The sequence below is a fragment of the Pseudomonas sp. ML2-2023-3 genome (assembly GCF_037055275.1).
In the GTDB taxonomy this organism is placed as follows: Bacteria; Pseudomonadota; Gammaproteobacteria; order Pseudomonadales; family Pseudomonadaceae; genus Aquipseudomonas.
The window spans coordinates 3,445,898-3,467,267 of record NZ_CP146343.1; the positions used below are offsets into that span (position 1 = coordinate 3,445,898).

At 57.9% G+C, this 21,370-nt stretch carries 18 protein-coding genes; 10 read left to right on the forward strand and 8 right to left on the reverse strand.

The features are described from left to right. Positions 1-408: 408 nt before the first annotated feature. From V6P94_RS15795 to V6P94_RS15815, 5 genes are all read left to right on the forward strand, one after another. Positions 409-1,571 (forward strand): IS3 family transposase gene (locus V6P94_RS15795; protein WP_095019831.1). Its coding sequence is split into 2 segments (ribosomal slippage): positions 409-664 and positions 664-1,571, totalling 1,164 coding nucleotides; the frame shifts between segments, so codons are not numbered across the junction. Positions 1,572-1,920: 349 nt separating this feature from the next. Beyond that, complete coding sequence (locus V6P94_RS15800; RefSeq protein WP_133078098.1) at positions 1,921-2,133, forward strand: hypothetical protein; 213 nt, start codon at positions 1,921-1,923, stop codon at positions 2,131-2,133. Beyond that, on the forward strand, positions 2,130-2,543 hold the full coding sequence (locus tag V6P94_RS15805) for an XRE family transcriptional regulator (RefSeq protein WP_133078097.1): 414 nt from the start codon (positions 2,130-2,132) through the stop codon (positions 2,541-2,543). Before V6P94_RS15800 ends, V6P94_RS15805 begins: the two co-directional genes overlap by 4 nt. 221 nt (positions 2,544-2,764) lie before the next feature. After that, the gene (locus V6P94_RS15810; RefSeq protein ID WP_326397893.1) at positions 2,765-3,247 is read left to right on the forward strand and encodes a cupin domain-containing protein; all 483 of its coding nucleotides are present in this window, start codon (positions 2,765-2,767) and stop codon (positions 3,245-3,247) included. Positions 3,248-3,469: 222 nt separating this feature from the next. Then, entirely contained in the window at positions 3,470-5,890 is a 2,421-nt protein-coding gene (locus V6P94_RS15815) for a glucose/quinate/shikimate family membrane-bound PQQ-dependent dehydrogenase (RefSeq protein ID WP_326397894.1), read from the forward strand. 87 nt (positions 5,891-5,977) lie between these two features. Here V6P94_RS15815 and V6P94_RS15820 read toward each other — a convergent pair whose 3' ends face one another. Both V6P94_RS15820 and V6P94_RS15825 read right to left on the reverse strand, forming a co-directional pair. Continuing rightward, entirely contained in the window at positions 5,978-7,540 is a 1,563-nt protein-coding gene (locus V6P94_RS15820; protein WP_133078094.1) for a TerC family protein, read from the reverse strand. Positions 7,541-7,827: 287 nt separating this feature from the next. Then, entirely contained in the window at positions 7,828-8,700 is an 873-nt protein-coding gene (locus V6P94_RS15825; protein ID WP_326397895.1) for a LysR substrate-binding domain-containing protein, read from the reverse strand. 158 nt (positions 8,701-8,858) lie between these two features. Between V6P94_RS15825 and V6P94_RS15830 the strand changes: the two genes are divergently transcribed. Then, on the forward strand, positions 8,859-10,160 hold the full coding sequence (locus V6P94_RS15830) for an FAD-binding oxidoreductase (RefSeq protein WP_338647636.1): 1,302 nt from the start codon (positions 8,859-8,861) through the stop codon (positions 10,158-10,160). Between the two features lie 49 nt (positions 10,161-10,209). After that, a complete protein-coding gene (locus tag V6P94_RS15835; RefSeq protein WP_133078091.1) occupies positions 10,210-11,298 on the forward strand; it encodes a polyamine ABC transporter substrate-binding protein in 1,089 nt (362 codons plus the stop codon). Between the two features lie 68 nt (positions 11,299-11,366). Here the strand turns inward: V6P94_RS15835 and xerC are convergent, their stop codons facing one another. Together xerC and V6P94_RS15845 are read right to left on the reverse strand one after the other, a co-directional pair. Beyond that, on the reverse strand, positions 11,367-12,314 hold the full coding sequence (gene xerC, locus V6P94_RS15840; protein WP_326399081.1) for a tyrosine-type recombinase/integrase: 948 nt from the start codon (positions 12,312-12,314) through the stop codon (positions 11,367-11,369). A 95-nt stretch (positions 12,315-12,409) separates the two neighbouring features. Next, complete coding sequence (locus V6P94_RS15845) at positions 12,410-13,039, reverse strand: LysE family translocator (protein ID WP_338647638.1); 630 nt, start codon at positions 13,037-13,039, stop codon at positions 12,410-12,412. Positions 13,040-13,186: 147 nt separating this feature from the next. On the opposite strand from V6P94_RS15845, the gene V6P94_RS15850 reads away from it, so the two are divergent. Beyond that, positions 13,187-14,590 (forward strand): PLP-dependent aminotransferase family protein, encoded by a 1,404-nt coding sequence (locus V6P94_RS15850; protein ID WP_326397898.1) that lies wholly within the window; start codon positions 13,187-13,189, stop codon positions 14,588-14,590. Here the strand turns inward: V6P94_RS15850 and V6P94_RS15855 are convergent. Together V6P94_RS15855 and V6P94_RS15860 are read right to left on the reverse strand one after the other, a co-directional pair. Next, on the reverse strand, positions 14,577-15,212 hold the full coding sequence (locus V6P94_RS15855) for a response regulator (RefSeq protein ID WP_133078088.1): 636 nt from the start codon (positions 15,210-15,212) through the stop codon (positions 14,577-14,579). The two genes, V6P94_RS15850 and V6P94_RS15855, sit on opposite strands and share 14 nt — an antisense overlap. Beyond that, on the reverse strand, positions 15,209-17,020 hold the full coding sequence (locus tag V6P94_RS15860; RefSeq protein WP_133078087.1) for a PAS domain S-box protein: 1,812 nt from the start codon (positions 17,018-17,020) through the stop codon (positions 15,209-15,211). The genes V6P94_RS15855 and V6P94_RS15860 overlap by 4 nt, the downstream gene beginning before the upstream one ends. 180 nt (positions 17,021-17,200) lie before the next feature. Between V6P94_RS15860 and V6P94_RS15865 the strand changes: the two genes are divergently transcribed. Both V6P94_RS15865 and V6P94_RS15870 read left to right on the forward strand, forming a co-directional pair. After that, on the forward strand, positions 17,201-18,823 hold the full coding sequence (locus tag V6P94_RS15865; RefSeq protein ID WP_338647642.1) for an acyl-CoA synthetase: 1,623 nt from the start codon (positions 17,201-17,203) through the stop codon (positions 18,821-18,823). Between the two features lie 78 nt (positions 18,824-18,901). Beyond that, on the forward strand, positions 18,902-20,674 hold the full coding sequence (locus V6P94_RS15870) for an acyl-CoA dehydrogenase C-terminal domain-containing protein (RefSeq protein ID WP_326397899.1): 1,773 nt from the start codon (positions 18,902-18,904) through the stop codon (positions 20,672-20,674). A 65-nt stretch (positions 20,675-20,739) separates the two neighbouring features. On the opposite strand, the gene V6P94_RS15875 is transcribed toward V6P94_RS15870, so the two are convergent. After that, positions 20,740-21,036, reverse strand: a complete 297-nt coding sequence (locus V6P94_RS15875; protein WP_133078084.1) for an antibiotic biosynthesis monooxygenase — start codon at positions 21,034-21,036, stop codon at positions 20,740-20,742. A gap of 26 nt (positions 21,037-21,062) precedes the next feature. After that, on the reverse strand, positions 21,063-21,299 hold the full coding sequence (locus V6P94_RS15880; protein WP_133078083.1) for a DUF465 domain-containing protein: 237 nt from the start codon (positions 21,297-21,299) through the stop codon (positions 21,063-21,065). Positions 21,300-21,370: the final 71 nt, after the last annotated feature.

The following is a 21,370-nucleotide window of genomic DNA, read 5'->3' on the forward strand; positions in this document are numbered from 1 at the left end:
CATTTACATGCTTGGCGTGATAACAGACGAGCGGGTCTGAACACGTGGCCCATCAAAGGTGCATGACGTTCACATCACACACTCTTCGGCGACCGTTCAGCTGCCGATGCATGTACCGCAACTGGAGACACACGACATAGATGGGGGGGGGCGCAGGCGCAGGGGAGCTTAAATAGAGCGGACAGGGTGGGGGCACGGGTATCTGATATAGATCAAGCCCGCTTGAGAGCGAAGGAGGAATCTGGACAACTTCTGATACACGATCTGGCCACGATCCACCTGACAATGAGCTGGCCAAAAAGCCCTGACAGGGCGTCTGGCTTTCACGGTTCATGAGGTCTGTCTGTAGTGGTCTAATGAAACCGGACACCCTTTTAGGCGAGAATACTCGCCAGATCGAGGTGTCAGATGACCAAACAACGCCGTACCTTTTCCGCTGAATTCAAACGCGAGGCTGCCGACCTCGTGCTCAAGCAAAACTACAGCTTCATCGAAGCCAGTCGTTCACTGAGTGTTGGTGAGTCGGCGCTGCGCCGCTGGGTCGACCAGCTTCAGCAAGAGCGCACCGGCGTCACGCCCCAGAGCAAGGCCCTGACACCAGAGCAGCAAAAAATCCAGGAGTTGGAAGCTCGGATTGCTCGCCTCGAGCGCGAGAAATCAATATTAAAAAAGGCTACCGCGCTCTTGATGTCGGAAGATCTCGAGCGTACGCGCTGATCAATCAGCTAAGCGTCCATGAGCCTGTTGACTGCTTGTGCGAGGCGTTTGAGGTCGCTCGTTCGGGGTACTACGCGCATCGTCTAAGGCGGCGAACACCAGATGTTGAGCGGCTCAGGCTGCGTAGCCGAGTGAGCGAGTTGTTCACCCAGGGCCGAAGTGCTCCCGGCAGTCGAAGCATCACGTTGATGATGCAAGAAGAAGGTGAGCAAATTGGACGGTTTAAGGTACGCAGGCTGATGCGTGAGCTGGAGTTGGTCAGCAAGCAGCCAGGATCACACGCCTATAAAAAGGCGACAGTCGAGCGGCCGGATATCCCAAATATATTGAACCGAGAATTTGATGTCGAAGCGCCCAACCAGGTCTGGTGCGGCGACATCACCTACATCTGGGCACAGGGGAAATGGCACTACCTTGCGGTTGTCATGGATCTTTACGCTCGCCGAGTGGTGGGCTGGGCGTTATCAGAAAAGCCGGATGCAGACTTGGTGATCAAGGCGTTGGATGTGGCTTACGAGCAGCGTGGCAAGCCGCAAGGCCTGCTATTTCACTCAGACCAGGGATCCCAATATGGCAGCCGCAACTTTCGCCAGCGGCTGTGGCGTTATCGCATGCGTCAGAGTATGAGCCGCCGAGGAAACTGCTGGGATAATGCGCCGATGGAGCGGGTTTTTCGCAGCTTGAAAACAGAGTGGATACCAACCACTGGCTACATGACCGGCCACCAGGCTCAGAGAGATATTAGCCAGTACCTGATGCATCACTACAACTGGATCCGACCTCATCAATTTAACGATGGATTGGCCCCAGCGAAAACGGAAGAAAAACTCAAAACCGTGTCCGGGATGAGTTGACCACTACATATCGCGATGACGGAGTGGGGTTTTCACCGGTATTTATTCTTTTACAATCCGCCCAACACTTTCTTATTTACGAAGGGGTGTCCACGCTCCGAAGCAACCGTGAAATTACTGATTATGGTCGTAACTGCTTGCCCCTAAAGCATTATTTTATTTATGGAAGTTTTCTCATTTTCAAGGAGTGCTGACAAGTGCTGACATCATGAACATTCCTAACATAGCACCTCGTTTAACATAATATACATTATGCGAACCTTGGTATTGGAGGGTCAGGGCCAGTGGAGGCTGCTTTTCAACAGGCAGACAGGCATTATCGACCTCTGACCATCTCGGGATCAAAACCATGAACCGTGTACCAGGTACTGAAAACCAACGCTGGACTGTGACCTGCCAAGACGCTGCCGACGGCACTGGCGACATGATCGTGCCGTTGCCCGATGATCTGCTCAGCCAAATGGGCCTTGTCATTGGTGACACGCTGACCGTTGAAAAGCAGCCTGACGGTTCGTTAACGCTGACGAAAACCTCTCAGCCACTCAAGGTTAATCAGCCATGAAAACATATAACGAGTCTAACAATCTGGAAGATCTGGAGGACGTTCGTATTGCTGAACAACGACTGTTAGAGATCAATGCAGATCGCACCAAAACTCTAACATTAGAAGAAGTTACCAACCTGATTCCAGTCGAAAAAACGGACATTCCAGACAACGTTTACGCTGATATCGGCATGGCCAACCCCGAAGAAATGCTCAGAAAAGCCCGAATTGTTGCGCAAATCAGCCAAGTGATTAGACGCTCAGAAGGCCAAATTTCAAGGGCTGCGGGGATCATTAGGCTAAGTGAAACACAGCTAACAGAGCTTCTACTCGGGCACTTTCAGGATTATAAAGAGGTAGATTTGATGGAATACCTTGAGAAACTTCACCAAGACAAGAGTTTCGCGGGCGCGAAACTGGGTGAATGAGAGGCCAATCCTGCTATTATCGGTCTTTTCAAGATGATTAGGTTATAACTATACTAAAGAACTATTTAGTATAGTTATAAATAACCCCTGTTTATGCCTCTTTCCCTCACCTCCGTCCAGCTCAAGGCGCCTCCAAAAACCCGGCGCTTGTACTGATTGCACAGGCCAGGAGCAACTATGCTTTGGCTTTGCCACTGCCCGCTGAGCGTGAGGGATGCAAAATGACTCGCCCCACTGAGCCTGATCCGATCTATGCGCTCGACACCCCAGAGCGAACCCGCCCCAGCAATTACCCGCAGCCCTTCGCTTCCCTGATGCTGGGCCGTTCCAAACGACCCTTGGGAGATCTGTTCAATCTGAAAAATTTTGGCGTGAATCTCATCCACCTTCCCCCGGGGAGCCTTTCGGCGCTTCATCATTCGCACTCGCAGCAGGATGAATTTATCTATGTGCTAGAAGGTCATCCCACCCTGCTTCGAGGGGATGACACGCTGCAACTGGCCCCGGGGATGGTCGCAGGCTTTCCCGCCAAAGGCCTTGCCCACCATCTGGAGAACAGGACGGACGCCGTCTGCGTCATTCTTGAAGTCGGCGACCGCAGCCCTGGCGATTGCGTGACCTACCCCTCTGACGATCTGCAGGCCATTACGCAGGCTGATGGCAAATGGCATTTCGCCCATAAAGATGGCACCCCCTACGCGTGAGGGCACTGACAATTTGTCGCAGGGCCGTGTTTTTGTTAAAGTAAGGAAACTAACTATTTAGTACAAAACTATTTCGACTTTTCCTCGCTCTGTTGACTCGCCCTGCATGGGCCACGACGACGTGAAGAATCACCGAACGCGCCTGCTCCTGCCCTGCAAGCCGCTACAGTTAAACGCTATACCCTCCTCCCAACCGTTCATGCATCAATAGGGTCATGAAAAATGATTAACTCTCAACCTTCGGCAGCTGTAAGCCGTTGGCCCATCTGGGTCGCCGCTCTCGGTGTGCTTGTTTTCGGATTGCTCTATGTAGCCGGCGGCGGTTACCTCGCCACGCTGGGTGGCAGCCTGTACTTCCTGCTCGCAGGCCTCGGGATGGTTGCCTCGTCCATTCTCCTGTTCAAAAAGCGCCTTGCAGGTGCCTGGCTGTTCGCCGCCGTCATGGTTGCCAGTGTGATCTGGGCAGTGGTCGACGCCGGACTGGTGTTCTGGCCGCTGGTTTCACGCCTGTTCGCCCTCGCGGGGCTGAGCCTGGTCGTGGCGCTGGTTTACCCGACTCTGCGCAAGGCCAACGGACTCAACGGCAACGCTGGCTACGCACTCGGCGCAGTGCTGGCTATGGCCATCGTTGCCGGTGCCTGGGGGATGTTTCAGCCACACGCTTCGGTCGCACCAACCGGCAACGGTCCCGGCCTGACCAAGGTTGATCCGGACAAGGCCCAGAAAGACTGGGCACATTACGGTAACGACGAGGGCGGCAGCCGCTTTGCGGCACTGGACCAGATCAACCGCAGCAACGTGTCCAAACTGGTTCCGGCCTGGACTTACCAGACCGGCGACGTGGCCATCAGCAACGGTAACGGTGCGGAAGATCAAATGACCCCGCTGCAAGTGGGCGACAAGGTTTTCATCTGCACACCGCACAACAACCTCATTGCCCTAGACGCCGACACGGGTAAAGAGCTGTGGAAAAACAACATCAATGCACAGGCAGCTGTCTGGCAGCGTTGCCGTGGCCTGGCCTATTTTGACGCCACTGGCGCCGTCACCCAGCCTACCGATGGCAGTACTCCGGCAGCGGCCGTCAGCGTTGCCCCCGGTGCTGCGTGCCAGCGCCGGCTGTTGACCAATACCATCGATGCACGCCTGATTGCTGTGGACGCGGATACCGGCCAGTTCTGCCCGGACTTCGGCACCAATGGCCAGGTTGATCTCAAAAACGGGCTGGGCAATGTGCCTGACTCCTACTACCAGCTGTCGTCAGCGCCGTTGATGGCTGGCACCACAGTGGTGGTGGGCGGCCGTGTTGCCGATAACGTGCAAACCGACATGCCAGGCGGCGTTATCCGTGGTTTCGACGTGATCACGGGCGCCATGCGCTGGGCTTTTGATCCGGGCAATCCAGAAGACAAACACGCCCCGGCCGACGGCAAGACCTACGTTCGCAGCACGCCTAACAGCTGGGCACCGATGTCCTACGACCCGCTGATGAACACCGTGTTTTTGCCGATGGGCAGTTCGTCAACCGATATCTACGGCGTGGAACGTACCGCTCTGAATCACAAGTACGGCGCATCCGTATTGGCGCTTAACGCGACCACTGGTGAAGAAAAATGGGTGTACCAGACCGTCCACAATGACCTGTGGGACTTCGATCTGCCGATGCAGCCAAGCCTGATCGACTTTGCCAAGCCAGATGGCAGCAAGGTGCCTGCCCTGGTGATCGGTACCAAGGCCGGTCAGATTTTTGTGCTGGATCGTCACACGGGTCAGCCGCTGACCAAAGTCGAAGAAGTTGCGGTCAAGCCGTCGAACATCCCTGATGAGCCCTACTCGCTGACTCAACCTAAGTCCGTGGGCATGCCTCAGATCGGCGCGCAGACACTGACTGAATCTGACATGTGGGGTGCCACCCCCTTCGACCAGATGCTGTGCCGTATCTCGTTCAAGAAAATGCGTTACGAAGGCCTGTACACCGCGCCAGGCGCTGACGTGTCGCTGAGCTTCCCGGGGTCACTGGGTGGCATGAACTGGGGCAGCCTGTCGACTGACCCGGTACACGGCTTTATCTTCGTCAACGATATGCGTCTGGGCTTGTGGGTTCAGATGGTGCCGCAACAAAAAGACGCCAAGGCTTCTTCCGGCGGTGAAGCACTGAACACCGGGATGGGCGCAGTACCGCTCAAGGGCACGCCTTATGCCGTGAACAAGAACCGCTTCCTGTCGGTGGCAGGCATTCCGTGCCAGGCACCGCCTTTCGGGACGCTGACGGCCATCGACATGAAGACCCAGAAAATCGCCTGGCAAGTGCCGGTCGGCACCGTTCAGGACACCGGCCCGCTGGGGATCAAAATGGGTCTGCAACTGCCCATCGGCATGCCGACGCTGGGCGGTACGCTGTCCACTCAAGGTGGCCTGGTGTTTATCGCCGGGACCCAGGACTACTACTTGCGCGCCTTTAACTCGGCCAACGGTGAAGAAGCCTGGAAAGCCCGCTTGCCAGTCGGCAGCCAGGGCGGCCCGATGACCTTTGTATCGCCTAAAACAGGCAAGCAATACATCGTCATCACCGCCGGTGGTGCACGCCAGTCGCCTGATCGTGGCGATTACGTGATCGCTTACGCGCTGCCTGACAGCCAGTAAACACTACCCTTGTGGGATGCAATACCTCGGTCTGACTGACCGAGGTATTGCCATCGCAGGCAAGCCCGGCTCCCACAGGTTCTATGTTTAAGCCAAAACCTCTGCAGGCTTGCTCAGCAACACCCGCGTCACTCGACGCTCTTCTACCTCGACCACAGTCATGGTCCAGCCTTCCCACTCCAGCTTGTCGCCAATCATCGGCAGGCGATCCAGCAAACTCATGACCATCCCGGCTATTGTCTGATAGTCATCCGTAGCCTTGGCCGCAAAGCCGATGTGCTGACGGATCTGGCTCAGGTTCAATGCACCACTGACCAGGTAACCATCCTCGCGGGCAACGATATTGGGCCCTTCGATCTCGCTGGCATCCGGCAGTTCGCCGGCAATGGACTCCAGAATGTCGGTCATGGTCAACAGGCCGATAAAGTCACCGAACTCGTTGATGACGAACGCAATGTGCGTCGACTCTTTGCGCATCTGCTCCAGAGCATTGAGTATCGTGAAACTGTCCAGCAGGTTGATTGCCTTGCGGGCCATGGCTTCCAGATCAGGTTCGTGACCTGCCAACAGCTCTTTGAGCAATTCCTTTTTATGAATAAAGCCCAGCGGCTCGTCAACCCGGCCTTCGCGGATCAGCGGCAGTCGAGAGTACGACGAGTGCATCAGCGTCGTACGAATGGTGTCTGCTGAATCCGCGAGGTCGATATGATCGATCTCGGCCCGAGGCGTCATCACGGTACGAATCGGGCGCTCTGCCAGTTGCAGTACGCCACTGATCATCACGCGTTCGCGTCGGTGGAAAACTTCCTTGTCTTCGCCGCCTTCAAGCATGTCAGCAATGTCTTCGCCCACTTCATCTGCATTCAAGGTACGACCGCCCAGCAAACGCAAGACTGCATGAGCCGTACGCTCGCGCATCGGGCGCAGACCCTGCACGCTTTTCTTGCGACGCGCACGGGCAATCTGGTTCAGCACTTCGATCAGAATCGAGAAGCCGATGGCTGCATACAGGTAGCCCTTGGGAATGTGGAAGCCCAGGCCTTCGGCGGTCAGGCTGAAGCCGATCATCATCAGGAAGCCCAGACACAGCATGATCACTGTCGGATGACTGTTGACGAATTTGGTCAGGGGTTTGCTGGCAATGATCATCAAGCCGATCGAGAACACCACCGCGATCATCATCACCGACAGGTGTTCAACCATGCCCACAGCAGTCACTACGGCATCCAGGGAGAACACGGCATCGAGCACCACAATCTGCGCCACGATCGGCCAGAACATGGCGTAGCCCATGTTTGATGTACGTTCGGCCACATGCCCTTCCAGTCGTTCATGCAACTCCATCGTCGCCTTGAACAACAGGAACAGACCACCGAACAGCATGATCAGGTCGCGACCCGAGAACGATTTGTCGAACACTTCAAACAACGGCGCCGTCAGCGTGACGATCCACGAGATGCTGGCCAGCAGGCCCAGGCGCATCACCAGTGCAAGGGTAAGACCGATCACCCGGGCACGGTCGCGCTGCTCCGGCGGCAACTTGTCCGCCAGGATGGCGATAAACACCAGGTTATCAATGCCCAGTACCAGTTCCAGCACAATCAACGTCAACAGGCCGAGCCAGGCCGTGGGATCTGCAATCCATTCCATAGGTATCAGTCAATCTCACGAAGGTTCAGGGTTAACGACGAGCGCGCACGGGCAAGCGTAGCAGCGGATGTGCTATCGCAAAACGGAGGGCTGGATAAAGGTAAAGCACGCTCGACAGAGGTGATCAAGCGAAGAAGGGGCGCAGGCTCAGAGCTGCGACTGGGTGGTTCCTGTAGGGCGTTCATACAAACCTGTATTGAATTGGGGAGGCAATCCTACAGCGATTTATAAATATTCCTGCGAGAAGACTTATTACAAAATTTAACAAGTCTCCCCCTCTTCCATTATCACTCGGCCTGTCGGGCAAACCATTGCAGCACTTCGGAACACGCCGGATGGGAGTTCGCCGATGGCTGCAGGCACAGCGAATAGTTGCCACCGGTCTTGAACGGCTCGCCGAACGGGACAATCAACACCCCGCGCTGAATGGACTCTGCCGCCAGGGTCATGTCGGTCACCGCCACACCCAGGCCCCGCGCTGCGGCATCCAGTGCCAGCTCGTCGAGATTGAACGGAATATGCCTGTAGGCCTGCAGCGATTTGCCTCCGTTCGCTGCCAGCCAGTCAATCCAGGCTTGCTGGTCGGCCGAGCGATGCAACAGCGCAAAGTGCACAAGCTGCTCCATCGACGTCAGCGGGCCCAGACCCGGCGCACACACTGGCACCAGTGCTTCGTCAAAGAGCGCCATACAGGCCGGATCGTTCGAAGGCCGTGCCAGATAAAGGATATAGGCGTCACTGTCACTGGCCGGTTCGACAATTTCGGTCGCGACCGTCTCAATCGACAAGGCGATATCCGGATGCTGCAGGTAAAAGTCGCTCAGCTTTGGCAGTAACCAGCGAACGGCCAGCGAAACATGCATGCGAATTCGAAAGGGCCGTTTTTGCGGCGAAATCCGGTCTTCGAGCACTTTCAATTGCTCAAGAATACTGCGGGCACTGGCCAGTACCTGCTCCCCTTCCCCTGTCATGCGCACGTTGCGGCTGGTACGGGCAAACAGTGCAACACCGAAATGCGCTTCAAGTTGCTGAATCTTGCGGCTGACAGCACTTTGAGTCAGGCACAGGGTTTGCGCGGCCTGAGTGAAGCTGCCCGAGTCTGCAACCTCGACCAGCGCCTGCAATCCCTGGAGCGAGGGTACGTGACGGATTTTATCCATGCGTTTTCAGAATCAATCAATGAATTTATAACGTTGGATATATCACCTGTCACCGCCTAAATTCAAGCTATAGAGAGCGCTACCTGCTAGCAGTCATGCGATTAGCGCATGCATTAACGCCAGGGTGCGGTCAGAACAACAGTCAAACGAGGTGAACCGTGAAAAATGAATGTGGCTGGATTGCGCTCGCAGGAAGCTCCCCTTGCCGTGATCACCTCAAAGGCTCAGAGAAAGCCGACTGGCTCATTATCGGTGCCGGCATCACCGGCCTGAGTGCGGCCCATTCACTGGCTGAACTGCACCCAGAGGCACGCATCGTGATTGTCGACAGGCAACGGGCGGCCCAGGGCGCTTCGGCGCGTAACTCCGGATATGCCGTGGCCCACGAAAATCCGGGCGACGATGAGCTGATCGGCAAAAGCGGGTTTGCTGGGTTTGCAGTGGACTCATCCATTGGCCAGGCAGCGGGTGAAGAAGTGCGCATGCGCATTGCACGCCACGGCATCGAGTGCGAGTACCGGGACTCGGGCTACTACTTCGCCGTCAACGACCCGCGCAAGCTGAACCATGTCGAAGCCAAACTCAACACCCTGAGCGCTGTGGGCGCGTCTGCGCAGTTTCTGGAAGGCGCGCAACTGGCACAAAAACTCGGCACCCGGCATTACCAGGCCGCGATCTGGTGCGGCAATGGCAATGCCTTGCTGCAGCCCGCCAAGTACGTGAAAGGCCTGCTGGATTCATTGCCGGCCAATGTCACCCTGTTTGAAAACACCGAGATCACCGGTCTTGAGCGCCTCAGTGGCGGTCGGATTCGAGCCGCAGGCACCCAGGGCAGCATCGAGACTACCCAGGTGCTGGTGTGCCTGAATGCATTTATCCCCCGAGCCGGAATCGACAACAGCGCGACCTTCCCGATGGAACTGAGCGCCAGCCTGACCCGCCCGCTGACGGACACGGAATACCAGGCCATCGGCAGTGTTGAGCCTTGGGGCGTGCTGTCGACCCGTCCGTTGGGTGCCACGGTACGACTGACCCCGGATCGCCGGGTGATGATCCGCAACACGGCGGAATACCGGCCCCGGGATTTATCCGACAGTGATCTGATTCAGCGTCGCAAGCACCACGTACTGGGCCTGCAGCGTCGCTTCCCCGGACTCGGCGAGCAAGACATTCACTACACCTGGACCGGCCACCTGAGCGCTACGCGCAGCGGCCAGCCTTACTTTGCCAAGGTTGAAGAAGGGGTTTATGCCGTGGCCGGATGCAATGGCTCCGGCGTTGCCCGCGGCACTCTGTGGGGGCGCCTGCTCGCCGAAATGGCATCTGGCGCCAGCTCTGCGCTGCTGCAGTCGGTCATGGACAGAGCCCAGCCAGGCTGGCTTCCACCCCGCCCGTTCTTCGATATCGGTGCAGTGCTGCGAATGCGCATGGAAGCGGTCAGGGCCAAAACAGAAATCTGAAACTTTCACACCACAAAAGAATAAGAGCTCCTTGAAAAGGTGATTGAACATGCACATCAACTCGGTTTCCCTTGCGGTCATGCTTGCAGCGTTTTCCACAGCCAGCCTGGCGGACGAGAGCGTCAATATTTCCAACTGGAACGGCTATATCGCCGACGACACCCTGACCACCTTCACCAAGGAAACAGGGATCAAGGCAACGTACGACATTCACGACAGCAACGAAGTCCTGGAATCCAAGTTGATGACCGGCAATACCGGTTATGACGTGGTCAGCCCTTCGAACCATTTCCTGTCTCGCCTGATCAAGGCCGGTGCCATCCAGAAACTGGACCGCAGCCAGCTGCCCAACTGGAAAAACCTTGATCCGGTCTTGATGAAAAAGCTTGAAGTCAACGACCCCGGCAACCAGTACGGCTACCCCTACATGTGGGGAACGGCGGGGATTGGCTACAACGTCGAGAAGATCAAGGCCATTTTCGGCACGACCGATGTCACCCAGTCCTGGAGCCTGTTTTTTGATGAAAACAACATCAAAAAACTCAGCCAGTGCGGGGTCGCAATCATCGACAACCCGACGCAAGTGCTGCCCATCACCCTCAACTACCTGGGCTTGCCACACCACAGCCACGAGCCGGACGATTACAAGAAAGCCGAGCAGGCGCTGTTGAAAATCCGGCCCTATGTTCAGTACTTCCACGCATCCAAATACATCAGCGATCTGGCAAACGGCAATATCTGTGCGGTGATCGGCTTCAACGGTGACGTGGTGCAGGCAGCGGCCAGCGCCAAGGAAGCCAGGAACGGAATCAATATTGCGTACTCGATTCCAAAGGAAGGCTCCACATTGTGGCTCGACATGGTGGTCATGCCCAAAAGCGCGCCCCATGAGAAGAATGCCTACACCTACATGAACTACCTGCTGGCCCCGCAAGTGATTGCCAATATCAGCAACCAGATCCACTACGCCAACCCTAATCAGGCGGCGGATGCGTACTTGTCGCCAGACGTGAAACAGGACCCGGCGATCTACCCGTCCAAGGAAGTGATCGACACCCTGTTCACCGTAGAAGACCTGCCGGCCAAGGTTGCCCGCTTGACCACCCGCCTGTGGACCAAGCTTAAAACCAACACTTGACGAACCTGTGGGAGCGGGCTTGCTCGCGATGCATCAAATCCCAGCACCCGCATGCCGCAAGGCTTGTGCTACAACAAAAACCGGTCTGTCACATTGCGCCGCTCATTGTCATCTCGCACGTCATAGCTAACGGTGGTGGCAATGTTGGCGTGGTGGGCCAGTTTTTGTGCGATGGATACGTCGTATTCTTCAATCACGCGGGTAATGAACGAACGGCGAAAGTCGTGGGGCATGATGTCTACCCCCACTTGCTTGCCCCGCTGCTTGGCAATGTAGTAAATCGCATGCTTGGTAATGCGCTCGCGGGTGATGTGATTGCCGCGGCGGATGCGATTGAACAGAAACGTGTCATCGCTCACGCCATCCGGCAGCTGGGCCCTACGAAACGCCAGCCACGCCTCAAGCTTTTCAAAGGCCCAGGCCGGAGCGAACTTGATCAGTTCCTTGTTGCCTTTGCCCAATACCTGCAAGCTGCGCTGCTCCACATCGACCTGACAAAGGTCCATGTTCACCGACTCCGACTTGCGCATCCCCGAGCCGTACAGAATCGCAATGATCGCAGCATCCCTGAGCCCTTGCGGACGCGGATCTGCCGCACAGACATCCATCAGTTCGCGGATCAGGTTGCGTCGCAGGTTGCGCCCCTTGACCAGGCGCGAGCCGCCTCCCGCCTTCACGGCACGAATCTTCAACAAATGATCCTGGGTAATCAGGCTCTGCTGCCAGGCCTGATTCATGACGCCGCGAATGGCATTGACGTACAGGGATGAGGTATTGGGCGCGTAGCCGTCCTCGCGCAATGCAGCCACCAGTGCGGTGATATGCCCGGGTTGCAAGTGATGCCAGGGGAATTCGTCAATCGCCACGTCTTCAGCGCCCAGCCGATCTGCAGCCTCCTGCAAGACATAGCGCATGGTTTGCCGGCTGGAGGGAGCAAGACGCTGAAGATAAAGCGCCACAGGTGTTTGAACCTGATTTAACTCAATGGCTGATACCAGGGTTACTGCAGGGTCAATAGTCGACACAACCAATCTCGATACGGGTTGAAACACGTCTCAATATAACCCATAGCCATGATAATTCAGCGCACTTATAGCGTTTTGATCAGTTGTCAAATCCCCCGCGCCAGCATCAGGGCCACACCCAAGAGCATCACTGCCGTTGCCCTTTGCAACAACACCTGCCGCGACGGGCTTTGCAGCACACGGCGAATCCGCTGACCAAAGTAGCAATACAAGCAGCCGCTGGCGAACTGCAACAGCAAAAACGCCAGCCCCAGCACGATCAGGTCCTGGGCCCGAGTGGCACTGCCCTGCCCGGCAAACTGCGGGAACACTGCGCTGAACATGACGATAGTTTTCGGGTTTGAGAAGCCGGTGAGCAAGCCCTTGCCAAATCGGCCCTTGAAGCCGCTGTCCAGGGTTGCCGTGCGATCCAGCGCCAGCCCGTTGCTGTTCCATTGCCGCCAGGCCAGATACAGCAAGTACGCCACTCCGATGTATTGAAGTGCACGGCTGATCAGTGGATTGCCTTTGATCAACTCGGCAAACCCGACGGCAAAAATCAGGATCGACACCAGATACGCCGCACTGGCGCCCAGCTGCACCGGCATTGAACGCTTCAAGCCTTCCTGCATGCCAAACCCCATCAGCAACAGGGTCATGGGGCCAGGACTGAAGGTCATGGTGGCGCAGAACACCAGAAAATAAGAAAAGGAAACAAGTGTGAGTTGTGTGGCCATTTCGATCGTTACATCCCGCAATCAACGCTCGAACCTGTGCGAGCGACACCGCAGTCTAGGCAGGACGTAGCCGAATGGGCAGATCAACCACCGGCAAACTTTACCGACCTTTACTGGTAACATCACCGGCAAAGTATGAGGTCCTGCATGCACTTACCCAGCGTTTCGTTCCAGCCCGGCATTCCCAAGGTCCAGCAGATTGTTGATGCGCTGGGCCAGGCCATCGATCAGGGTCAGTTCAGCCCCGGCAGTAAACTGCCCTCAGCGCGGCTGATGACCCAACACTGGGGTGTCAGCAAGTTCACCCTGATTGAGGCGCTGGATCGCTTGCGCGGCCAAGGCCGGATTACCTCCAGTCAGGGGCTGGGCTATTTCGTGGCGTCGAAAGCACCTGTGGCCAGACGCGCCATTGGCCTTGACCTGTTGCCACAGGATTTGAGCAGCGTCCTGCGCCGCTCCCTGACCGGCGCCAGCGGTGCCCTGCGCCCGGGAAGCGGGCATCTGCCTGAAAGCTGGCTGGAGTCCAGTGCCCTGCGCGCCAGCGTGCGCCAGCTCAGCCGCTCGCCAACCTTGCGCCTGACCGGCTATGGCGATCCGGCGGGGTATCTGCCATTGCGCCAGGCTTTGCAGCAGAAGCTGTTGGGCCAAGGCCTGGATGTGGGTATCGAACAGATCATCACGACCGCCAATACCGTGCTGGCACTGGACATGCTGCTGCGCCTGCGCGTGCGGCCCGGCGATACGGTGCTGCTGGACATGCCCTGCTATTTCAATTTTCACGCCAATCTGGCCTTGCACGGCGTGCGCGTAGTGACGCTGGAACGCACCGTCCAAGGGCTTGACCTGCAAGCCCTGGAAAATCTGTTCATCCAGCACCGCCCCACGCTTTACCTGACCACGGGGCTGCTGCACAACCCGACCGGCCACTCCTTTACGCCGAGCCAGGCTTACGGCCTGCTGGAACTTGCCAAGCGCCATGACTGCTCAATTATCGAAGACGACCTCTATGGCGACTTGCACCCCGAACCGCCTCCGCGACTGGTGGCTCTGGCAGGCGTAGAGCAAGTGACCTACCTGAGCGGCTTTTCGAAAACCCTCAGTGCCAACTTGCGGGTGAGCTTTGTGGTGGCCACCCCCCAAATGGCCGCCGAGTTGACCCACATGAAGCTGATGTGCGGCGGGATCACTTCGGAAATGCTCGAACAGGTGGTGTGCTCGATGCTCAATGACGGCACTTATCACAAGCACCGCAAGCGCGTGGTGCAAGGCCTGCTGGTCAGCGGTGCACGCGTGGCTGCATGGCTGCGGGGGCTGGGCTTCACATTGAGCGTGCCCTATACGGGCGGCATGTTTATCTGGGTCACGCTGCCTGCCGGACTGGATGCAGAAACACTGGCGCAGCAGGCGCTTGCCCGTGATCTGGTACTCGCCCCCGGCATACTGTTCGGTTTCGACCCCCGGTTGCGCCGCTGCATGCGCTTCAACGTCGCCCATACCGATACGCCCGCTGTCATGGCCGCCTTTGAGGCTTTACTGGCTAGCGCAACCTGAGCGGATCGACCAAACCGGCTGCGATGGCCATGCCCACCAGATCCGGCAAATGTCGGGCCTGCATACGCTTCATCACCCGGGAGCGATACAGGTCGATGGTCTTGACGCTTACCGCCAGTTGCTCGGCAATTTCACGGGTGGTGTAGCCCTTGACCAAGGGCAGGAGCACATCCCGCTCACGGGGCGTCAGGCTGTCCAGTCGCGCCTCCAGCTGCGTCTGCTCCAGGGTTGCCGTTTGCCGTGCGTTGCCGCCGCTGAGGGCCTGCTGCACGCTATCGAGCAGCAACTGCTGGTTATAGGGCTTTTCGATGAAATCATGGGCGCCCGCCTTGAAAGCACGTACCACGATCGGCACATCGGCGTGGCCACTGACAAAAATCACCGGCATCTTGATCCCGCGCTCCTGAAGCGCTTGTTGCACGTTAAGGCCACCCATTGCCGGCATGCGGACATCCAGCACCACACAGGCGCTGAGCGATGGATCGCACGCTTGCAGAAACGCTTGCCCACTGGTGAACGCCAGCGCATTCAGTCCCACGGACTCCAGTAGCCAGACGGTCGAGTCAAGCATGCCCTGATCGTCATCCACCACGTACACCACAGACCGGGTTTGGGTTGTCATGTTGCCTCTCTTGTTGGTTTGAGTGATGCCATCAACGGCAAGCTGCAGCACATCAATAAGCCGTCGGGTTGTGGCCGGGCGTCGAGTTCACCGCCGAAGCCTTCAATGATGCTGCGACTCATCGACAGCCCCAGTCCCAGCCCATCTACCTTGCTGGTGTAAAACGGCGTAAACAGTTGTTCAAGCTGCCCGGCACTGACACCCGGCCCCTGATCCTGCACGCTGATCTGCAGTACCCCGCCCGCGACGGTCTGCGCCTGCAGGGTAATGCGCGAAGCCTGGCCGGGATGCTGCTCGCTGTTGGCGTCTATGGCATTGCGCAACAGGTTGAGCAGCACTTGCTCCAGAAGCACACGATCGACGTATACCCGCCCGAGGTTGTCCGGTAATTGCTGCTCGATGTCCACATTACGTTCCCGGGCCTCCCAGGCACATAGACTCACGGCCTGACGCGCCACCTCGCTGACATCCAGCGCTTGCAGGTTACGTCGCCCCTTGCGCAGAAAACTGCGCAGACGCTTGATCACTTCAGAGGCATGGTTGGCATGCAGATTGATCCGCTCCAGCCCCTGGGCCACACGCGCTACAGCCTCAGGATTGCTGCCCAGGGTCTGCAGGTAACGCTGGCTGGCGTTGGCGTAATTGACCACGGCCGCCAGGGGTTGGTTGATTTCATGGGCGATGCCTGACGCCAGCTCACCGAGGGTGATCAACCGTGTCGTGTGGGCCATCTCGTCCTGATGATGACGCTGCTGGGCTTCGCGCAACTCACGCTCGCGCATATCCCGGGCAACCAGAGAGAAAAACCGTTCGCCTGCGGTCGATCGATGGGCCAGCAGCAATAGCGACACAGGCACCGAAGGCTCGCCATTCAAAGGCTGCAGACGGGTTTCAGTACTCCATAGACCCTGCTGCTCGGCACTGCTCCAGCCACTGGACTCCAGCATCGCCAGGGTGTGAGCCGTCAGAAACGCGGCCAATGAAGGCATGCCCTGTGCGGGCAACAGGCCGAGGATGCGCCGGGCCGCCGGATTGAGATAAGACACTCCGCCCGCGGGGTCGATAAACAGCACAGGGTCAGGGTTGGCCTCCACCACATCGGCCAGCCGCCGCTTGTTCTCTTCAGCCTGGATACGGGCAGTGATATCCCGCGACACACTGACCACCTCAACCACCGCCCCGGTATACGTTTCACGGATTGCCCGGCTTGCGGTTTCAAACCACAGGTAATGCCCCCCGTGATGGCGAATGCGATAAGTCATGGTGTGATAGCCATCGAGTTGCAGGGCATCCCGGGCCTGACGCAGCGCCAGCTTGAGATCGTGAGCATGGAACAGGCGCTGGGCCCGGGTGCCGCGCAGTGTCTCGGGCCAGTAACCGAGCAGGGTCCAGGACGCCGGGGAGGCATCCAGGAAGCGCCCGTCCGGGGTGTGACGCGAGATCAGATCAGTGGTGTTTTCGGTAATCAGCCGGTAAAGGCGCCTGGCCTTGGCCGCTTCACGCCCCGCCAGCAATTCTGTACTCGCCTCGCGACCTCGGGCCACGACACACTGGCTATCGGGATCGGGAATCAGTGTCCAGAGCCATACCTGTTGATCCCATTGTGCTTCTACCTGCTCTATGGCCCTGTCCTGTTGCAGGCAGGCCCGAACCAGTTCGGGCAGATTGCCAGGCAACAGGTTACTCACGCTGCTCAGCAACGCGCCCTTCAGCAGGCCGGTCAACGCCCGGTTCGCCGTCAGCGGCAAGCCGTCTGCGTCAAGCACTACAGTGGGTTGGGGATCATGGGGCAGCAGGGTTGGCGGCATTCGGCATCCTGACGGTTGGGCAGCGGTTAGCCATATAGTACAACTACTATAGTGCTTAGGTATTACTTCCATATCAAACCCAGAGTGGGCTATAAGTCAGACCGGACATAAAACTGACCCGCTCGCCATTGGCAGAGCAGGCAGCCATAGAGCTAACAATCAGCCACCGGAATGACCCTCATGTCGATTTTTGAGCACGGCCTTGAGCCGACTGCCGTAAACCATATTGCCCTGACCCCCCTGAGCTTCATCGAACGCACCGCCAACGTCTACCCCGACTACCCTGCCGTCATTCACGGCTCCATTCGCCGCACGTGGGCGCAGACGTACAGCCGGTGTCGCCGACTGGCCTGCGCACTTGCCGGGCGCGGGATTGGCCAGGGCGATACGGTGGCGGTGATGTTGCCCAACATTCCGGCCATGCTCGAGGCGCATTTTGCGGTGCCCATGATCGACGCAGTGCTCAACGCCCTGAACGTACGCCTGGACGCTGAAGCCATTGCCTTCATGCTGGCCCACGGCGAAGCCAAGGTGTTGATTGCCGACCGCGAATTCCATGACGTGGTCCATGCCGCTGTCGCCATGCTCGACCATCCGCCGCTGATCATCGATGTCGATGACCCTGAATATGGCGAAGGCCAGCCTGTCAGCACACTGGACTATGAAGCACTGCTGGCTGAAGGCGACCCCGAGTATGACTGGCAGTGGCCCGCAGACGAGTGGCAGGCCATTGCGCTCAACTATACGTCGGGCACCACCGGCAACCCGAAGGGCGTGGTGTATCACCATCGCGGGGCCTACCTCAACTCCCTGGGCAACCAGATGGTCTGGGCCATCGGCAACCATCCCGTGTACCTGTGGACCCTGCCGATGTTCCACTGCAACGGCTGGTGCTACCCGTGGATCATTACGGCATTGGCGGGTGTGCATGTGTTTCTGCGCCGGGTTGATCCGCAAAAAATCCTCACTCTGATTCGCGAGCATCAGGTCACTCACTTGTGCGGTGCGCCGATTGTGCTGAATGCACTGGTCAATATGCCCGAGTCAGCCAAGGCCGCCATCGACCACCCGGTACATGCAATGGTTGCAGGGGCGGCGCCACCGGCCAAAGTCATTGGCGCCGTGGAAGAAATGGGCATCAAGGTGACCCATGTTTATGGCCTGACCGAAGTGTATGGGCCCGTCACCATTTGTGCCTGGCATGACAAGTGGGACGAGCAGCCATTGGCCGAACGAGCACAGATAAAGTCCCGTCAGGGCGTACGCTACCCCACGCTGGAAGGGCTGATGGTGGCCGACCCCAAGACCCTGATCCCCACGCCCCGTGACGGCGAAACCATGGGCGAGATCTTCATGCGCGGCAACACGGTGATGAAGGGATACCTGAAGAACCCCAGCGCCACGGCCGAAGCCTTCGAGGGCGGCTGGTTCCATACCGGCGACCTGGCGGTATGTCATGCGGACGGTTATGTCGAAATTCGTGACCGCCTCAAGGACATCATCATTTCCGGTGGCGAGAACATCTCAACCATCGAGGTCGAAGGCGTGCTGTATCGCCATCCCGCCGTGATGGAGGCCGCCGTGGTTGCACGCCCGGATGAAAAATGGGGCGAGACCCCCTGCGCCTTTATCACCCTGAAGGCTGATTACCAGCAGGTACGCGAGATAGAAATCATCGCCTTTTGCCGCGATCACCTGGCCGGTTTCAAGGTGCCACGTACAGTGGTGTTTACCCTGTTGCCCAAGACCTCTACGGGGAAAATCCAGAAATACGTACTGCGCGACATGGCCAAAGCGCTGTAATCGCGCCACCTGAATCAACGGTGGGAGCGGGCTTGATCGCTCCCGCAGGGAATCTTTTGCCAGAATAAGAGACTTCACATGCCTGATTTCAATGCCCCGCTTCGCGACATGCGCTTTGTCCTGCACGAACTGTTCGAGGCCCCTGCGCTTTGGGCCCGACTGCCCGCACTGGCCGATCATGTGGATGCCGATACAAGCGATGCGATTCTCGAAGAAGCCGCAAAAGTCACCGGCCAGTTGATTGCTCCACTCAACCGCAGTGGCGATGAGCAAGGTGCCCAGTGGTACGCAGGCCAGGTGACGACCCCCAAGGGCTTCAAGTCGGCCTATGACACCTACATCGAAGGCGGCTGGGTCGGCTTGTCGGGCAACCCTGAATTCGGCGGGCTTGGCATGCCGAAGATGCTGGCCGTGCAATTTGAAGAAATGCTCTACGGCGCCAACGCAAGCTTTGCCCTGTACTCGGCATTGACCAGCGGCGCCTGCCTGGCCATTGATGCCCACGCCAGTGAAGCCCTCAAACGCATCTTCCTGCCCCCGATGTATGAAGGTCGCTGGGCCGGTTCAATGTGTTTGACCGAGGCCCATTCCGGTACCGACCTCGGCATTATCCGTACCCGTGCCGAACCACTGCCGGACGGCAGTTTCAGCATCAGCGGCAGCAAGATATTCATCACCGGCGGCGACCAGGACCTGACCGAAAACATCATTCACCTGGTGCTGGCCAAACTGCCGGACGCGCCAGCCGGTCCACGGGGCATTTCGCTGTTCCTGGTGCCCAAGGTACTGCTCAATGACGATGGTTCCCTGGGTCAAGGCAATGCCGTGAGCTGTGGCTCCATCGAGCACAAAATGGGGATCAAGGCATCCGCCACCTGCGTGATCAATTTTGACGGTGCACAGGGCTGGTTGATTGGCGACGCCAACAAAGGCCTGGCAGCCATGTTCACCATGATGAATTACGAACGGCTGTCGATCGGCATTCAGGGCATTGGTTGCGCCGAAGCCTCCTATCAGAATGCCCGTGCCTATGCCTGCGAGCGCCTGCAAGGCCGAGCACCGACCGGAGCCGTGGCACCTGAAAAAATAGCCGACCCGATCATCGCTCATCCGGATGTGCGACGCATGCTGCTGAGCATGAAGGCCATGACCGAAGGCGGTCGGGCTTTCGCCAGCTACGTGGGTCAACAACTGGACCTCGCCAAGTTCTCACCCGACCCCCGGGAACAACAGGACGCCAGCACGCTGGTGGCCTTGCTCACGCCGGTGGCCAAAGCCTTTTTCACCGATACCGGGTTCGACAGTTGCGTGCTGGGGCAGCAAGTGTTTGGTGGCCACGGCTACATCCGTGAGTGGGGTCAGGAGCAGTTGGTCCGTGATGTGCGCATCGCCCAGATTTATGAAGGCACCAACGGGATCCAGGCACTGGATTTACTGGACCGTAAAGTGATCGCCAACGGCGGTGCAAGCCTGCGCATGTTTACCGCGCAGATCCGCGACTTTGCCCAAAGCCCCGGCAAACCTTACGCCAGCGAGTTGCTCGACGCGGTACAGCGTCTTGAAAACGTCAGTGACTGGTTGCAGGCTCGGGCCAAGGTCAACCCCAACGAAACCGGCGCCGCCTGCGTCGAGTACCTGAACCTGCTCGGGTATGTGGCGTACGCCTGGCTCTGGGCGCGCATGGCCGATGTGGCGCAGCGTTCGATGGATGCCGATCCGGCGTTCTATAGCGCCAAGCTGGCCACTGCGCAGTTCTACTTCAGCCGCCTGCTGCCGCGCACGTTGAGCCTTGAGCACACCATCCGGGCAGGCAGCGAATCCTTGTATGAGCTGGATGCCGCTCACTTTTAAACCCGTAAAATAAAACGGCGGCCTCTAAGGGCCGCCGCAGGGTGCTGCACCATTGCCCCTGAGCCTTAAATGCTCAGTTCGTCCAGCAGCAACACTTCACGGTGGGCCAGCAGATCACCCACCGCATGGGTCATCGCCTGATAGTGCGGGGTGGTTTTGTGGTGCTCAATAGCCTCCATGTCCGCCCAGCCTTCAATGAATACAAAGCACTCAGGATCGGTTCGATCCACGTGCAGGTCATAGAAACGACAGCCAGGCTCGGCTCGGGAGCCTTCGACACAGGCGCGCAGGGCCTGTTCTACCGTTCTGCCATGACCAGGTTTGGCGCGCAATGTGGCCACAATTTTGATGATTTGAGACATGTGTACTTCCTGCAACGTGCGATGACTTAAGCGCTCAAGATTTGCGCGATTTTATCCTTGATAAGGAGGCGCTGCTCCTTGAGCTTGCGCAGCACATCATCCGCAACCCCTATTGCATCGTTGGCTTCAGCCTCAACCACTTCGGCATCTTTTTCGCCGTACTGCACAAACAGCTGATTCAGATGAGGGTTTTCGCTGCGAAACTTGCTGACGGCCTCTTTGGTAAGCCCCAAGTCCTGTAACAAGTCGTGCTTGACTGGCATAGATACACCTCATGGACATCTTGGTTACGGGGTCAGGCTCTGAGGGAGAACCTGATCGAAAGTATTCAGTT

Excerpts from the sequence above, each read along its gene's own strand:
- V6P94_RS15800 (WP_133078098.1), top strand. The coding sequence starts at position 1,921 with ATGAACCGTGTACCAGGTACTGAAAACCAACGCTGGACTGTGACCTGC.
- V6P94_RS15805 (WP_133078097.1), top strand. The coding sequence starts at position 2,130 with ATGAAAACATATAACGAGTCTAACAATCTGGAAGATCTGGAGGACGTT.
- V6P94_RS15810 (WP_326397893.1), top strand. The coding sequence starts at position 2,765 with ATGACTCGCCCCACTGAGCCTGATCCGATCTATGCGCTCGACACCCCA.
- V6P94_RS15815 (WP_326397894.1), top strand. The coding sequence starts at position 3,470 with ATGATTAACTCTCAACCTTCGGCAGCTGTAAGCCGTTGGCCCATCTGG.
- V6P94_RS15820 (WP_133078094.1), bottom strand. The coding sequence starts at position 7,540 with ATGGAATGGATTGCAGATCCCACGGCCTGGCTCGGCCTGTTGACGTTG.
- V6P94_RS15825 (WP_326397895.1), bottom strand. The coding sequence starts at position 8,700 with ATGGATAAAATCCGTCACGTACCCTCGCTCCAGGGATTGCAGGCGCTG.
- V6P94_RS15835 (WP_133078091.1), top strand. The coding sequence starts at position 10,210 with ATGCACATCAACTCGGTTTCCCTTGCGGTCATGCTTGCAGCGTTTTCC.
- V6P94_RS15845 (WP_338647638.1), bottom strand. The coding sequence starts at position 13,039 with ATGGCCACACAACTCACACTTGTTTCCTTTTCTTATTTTCTGGTGTTC.
- V6P94_RS15850 (WP_326397898.1), top strand. The coding sequence starts at position 13,187 with ATGCACTTACCCAGCGTTTCGTTCCAGCCCGGCATTCCCAAGGTCCAG.
- V6P94_RS15855 (WP_133078088.1), bottom strand. The coding sequence starts at position 15,212 with ATGACAACCCAAACCCGGTCTGTGGTGTACGTGGTGGATGACGATCAG.
- V6P94_RS15860 (WP_133078087.1), bottom strand. The coding sequence starts at position 17,020 with ATGCCGCCAACCCTGCTGCCCCATGATCCCCAACCCACTGTAGTGCTT.
- V6P94_RS15865 (WP_338647642.1), top strand. The coding sequence starts at position 17,201 with ATGTCGATTTTTGAGCACGGCCTTGAGCCGACTGCCGTAAACCATATT.
- V6P94_RS15870 (WP_326397899.1), top strand. The coding sequence starts at position 18,902 with ATGCCTGATTTCAATGCCCCGCTTCGCGACATGCGCTTTGTCCTGCAC.
- V6P94_RS15875 (WP_133078084.1), bottom strand. The coding sequence starts at position 21,036 with ATGTCTCAAATCATCAAAATTGTGGCCACATTGCGCGCCAAACCTGGT.
- V6P94_RS15880 (WP_133078083.1), bottom strand. The coding sequence starts at position 21,299 with ATGCCAGTCAAGCACGACTTGTTACAGGACTTGGGGCTTACCAAAGAG.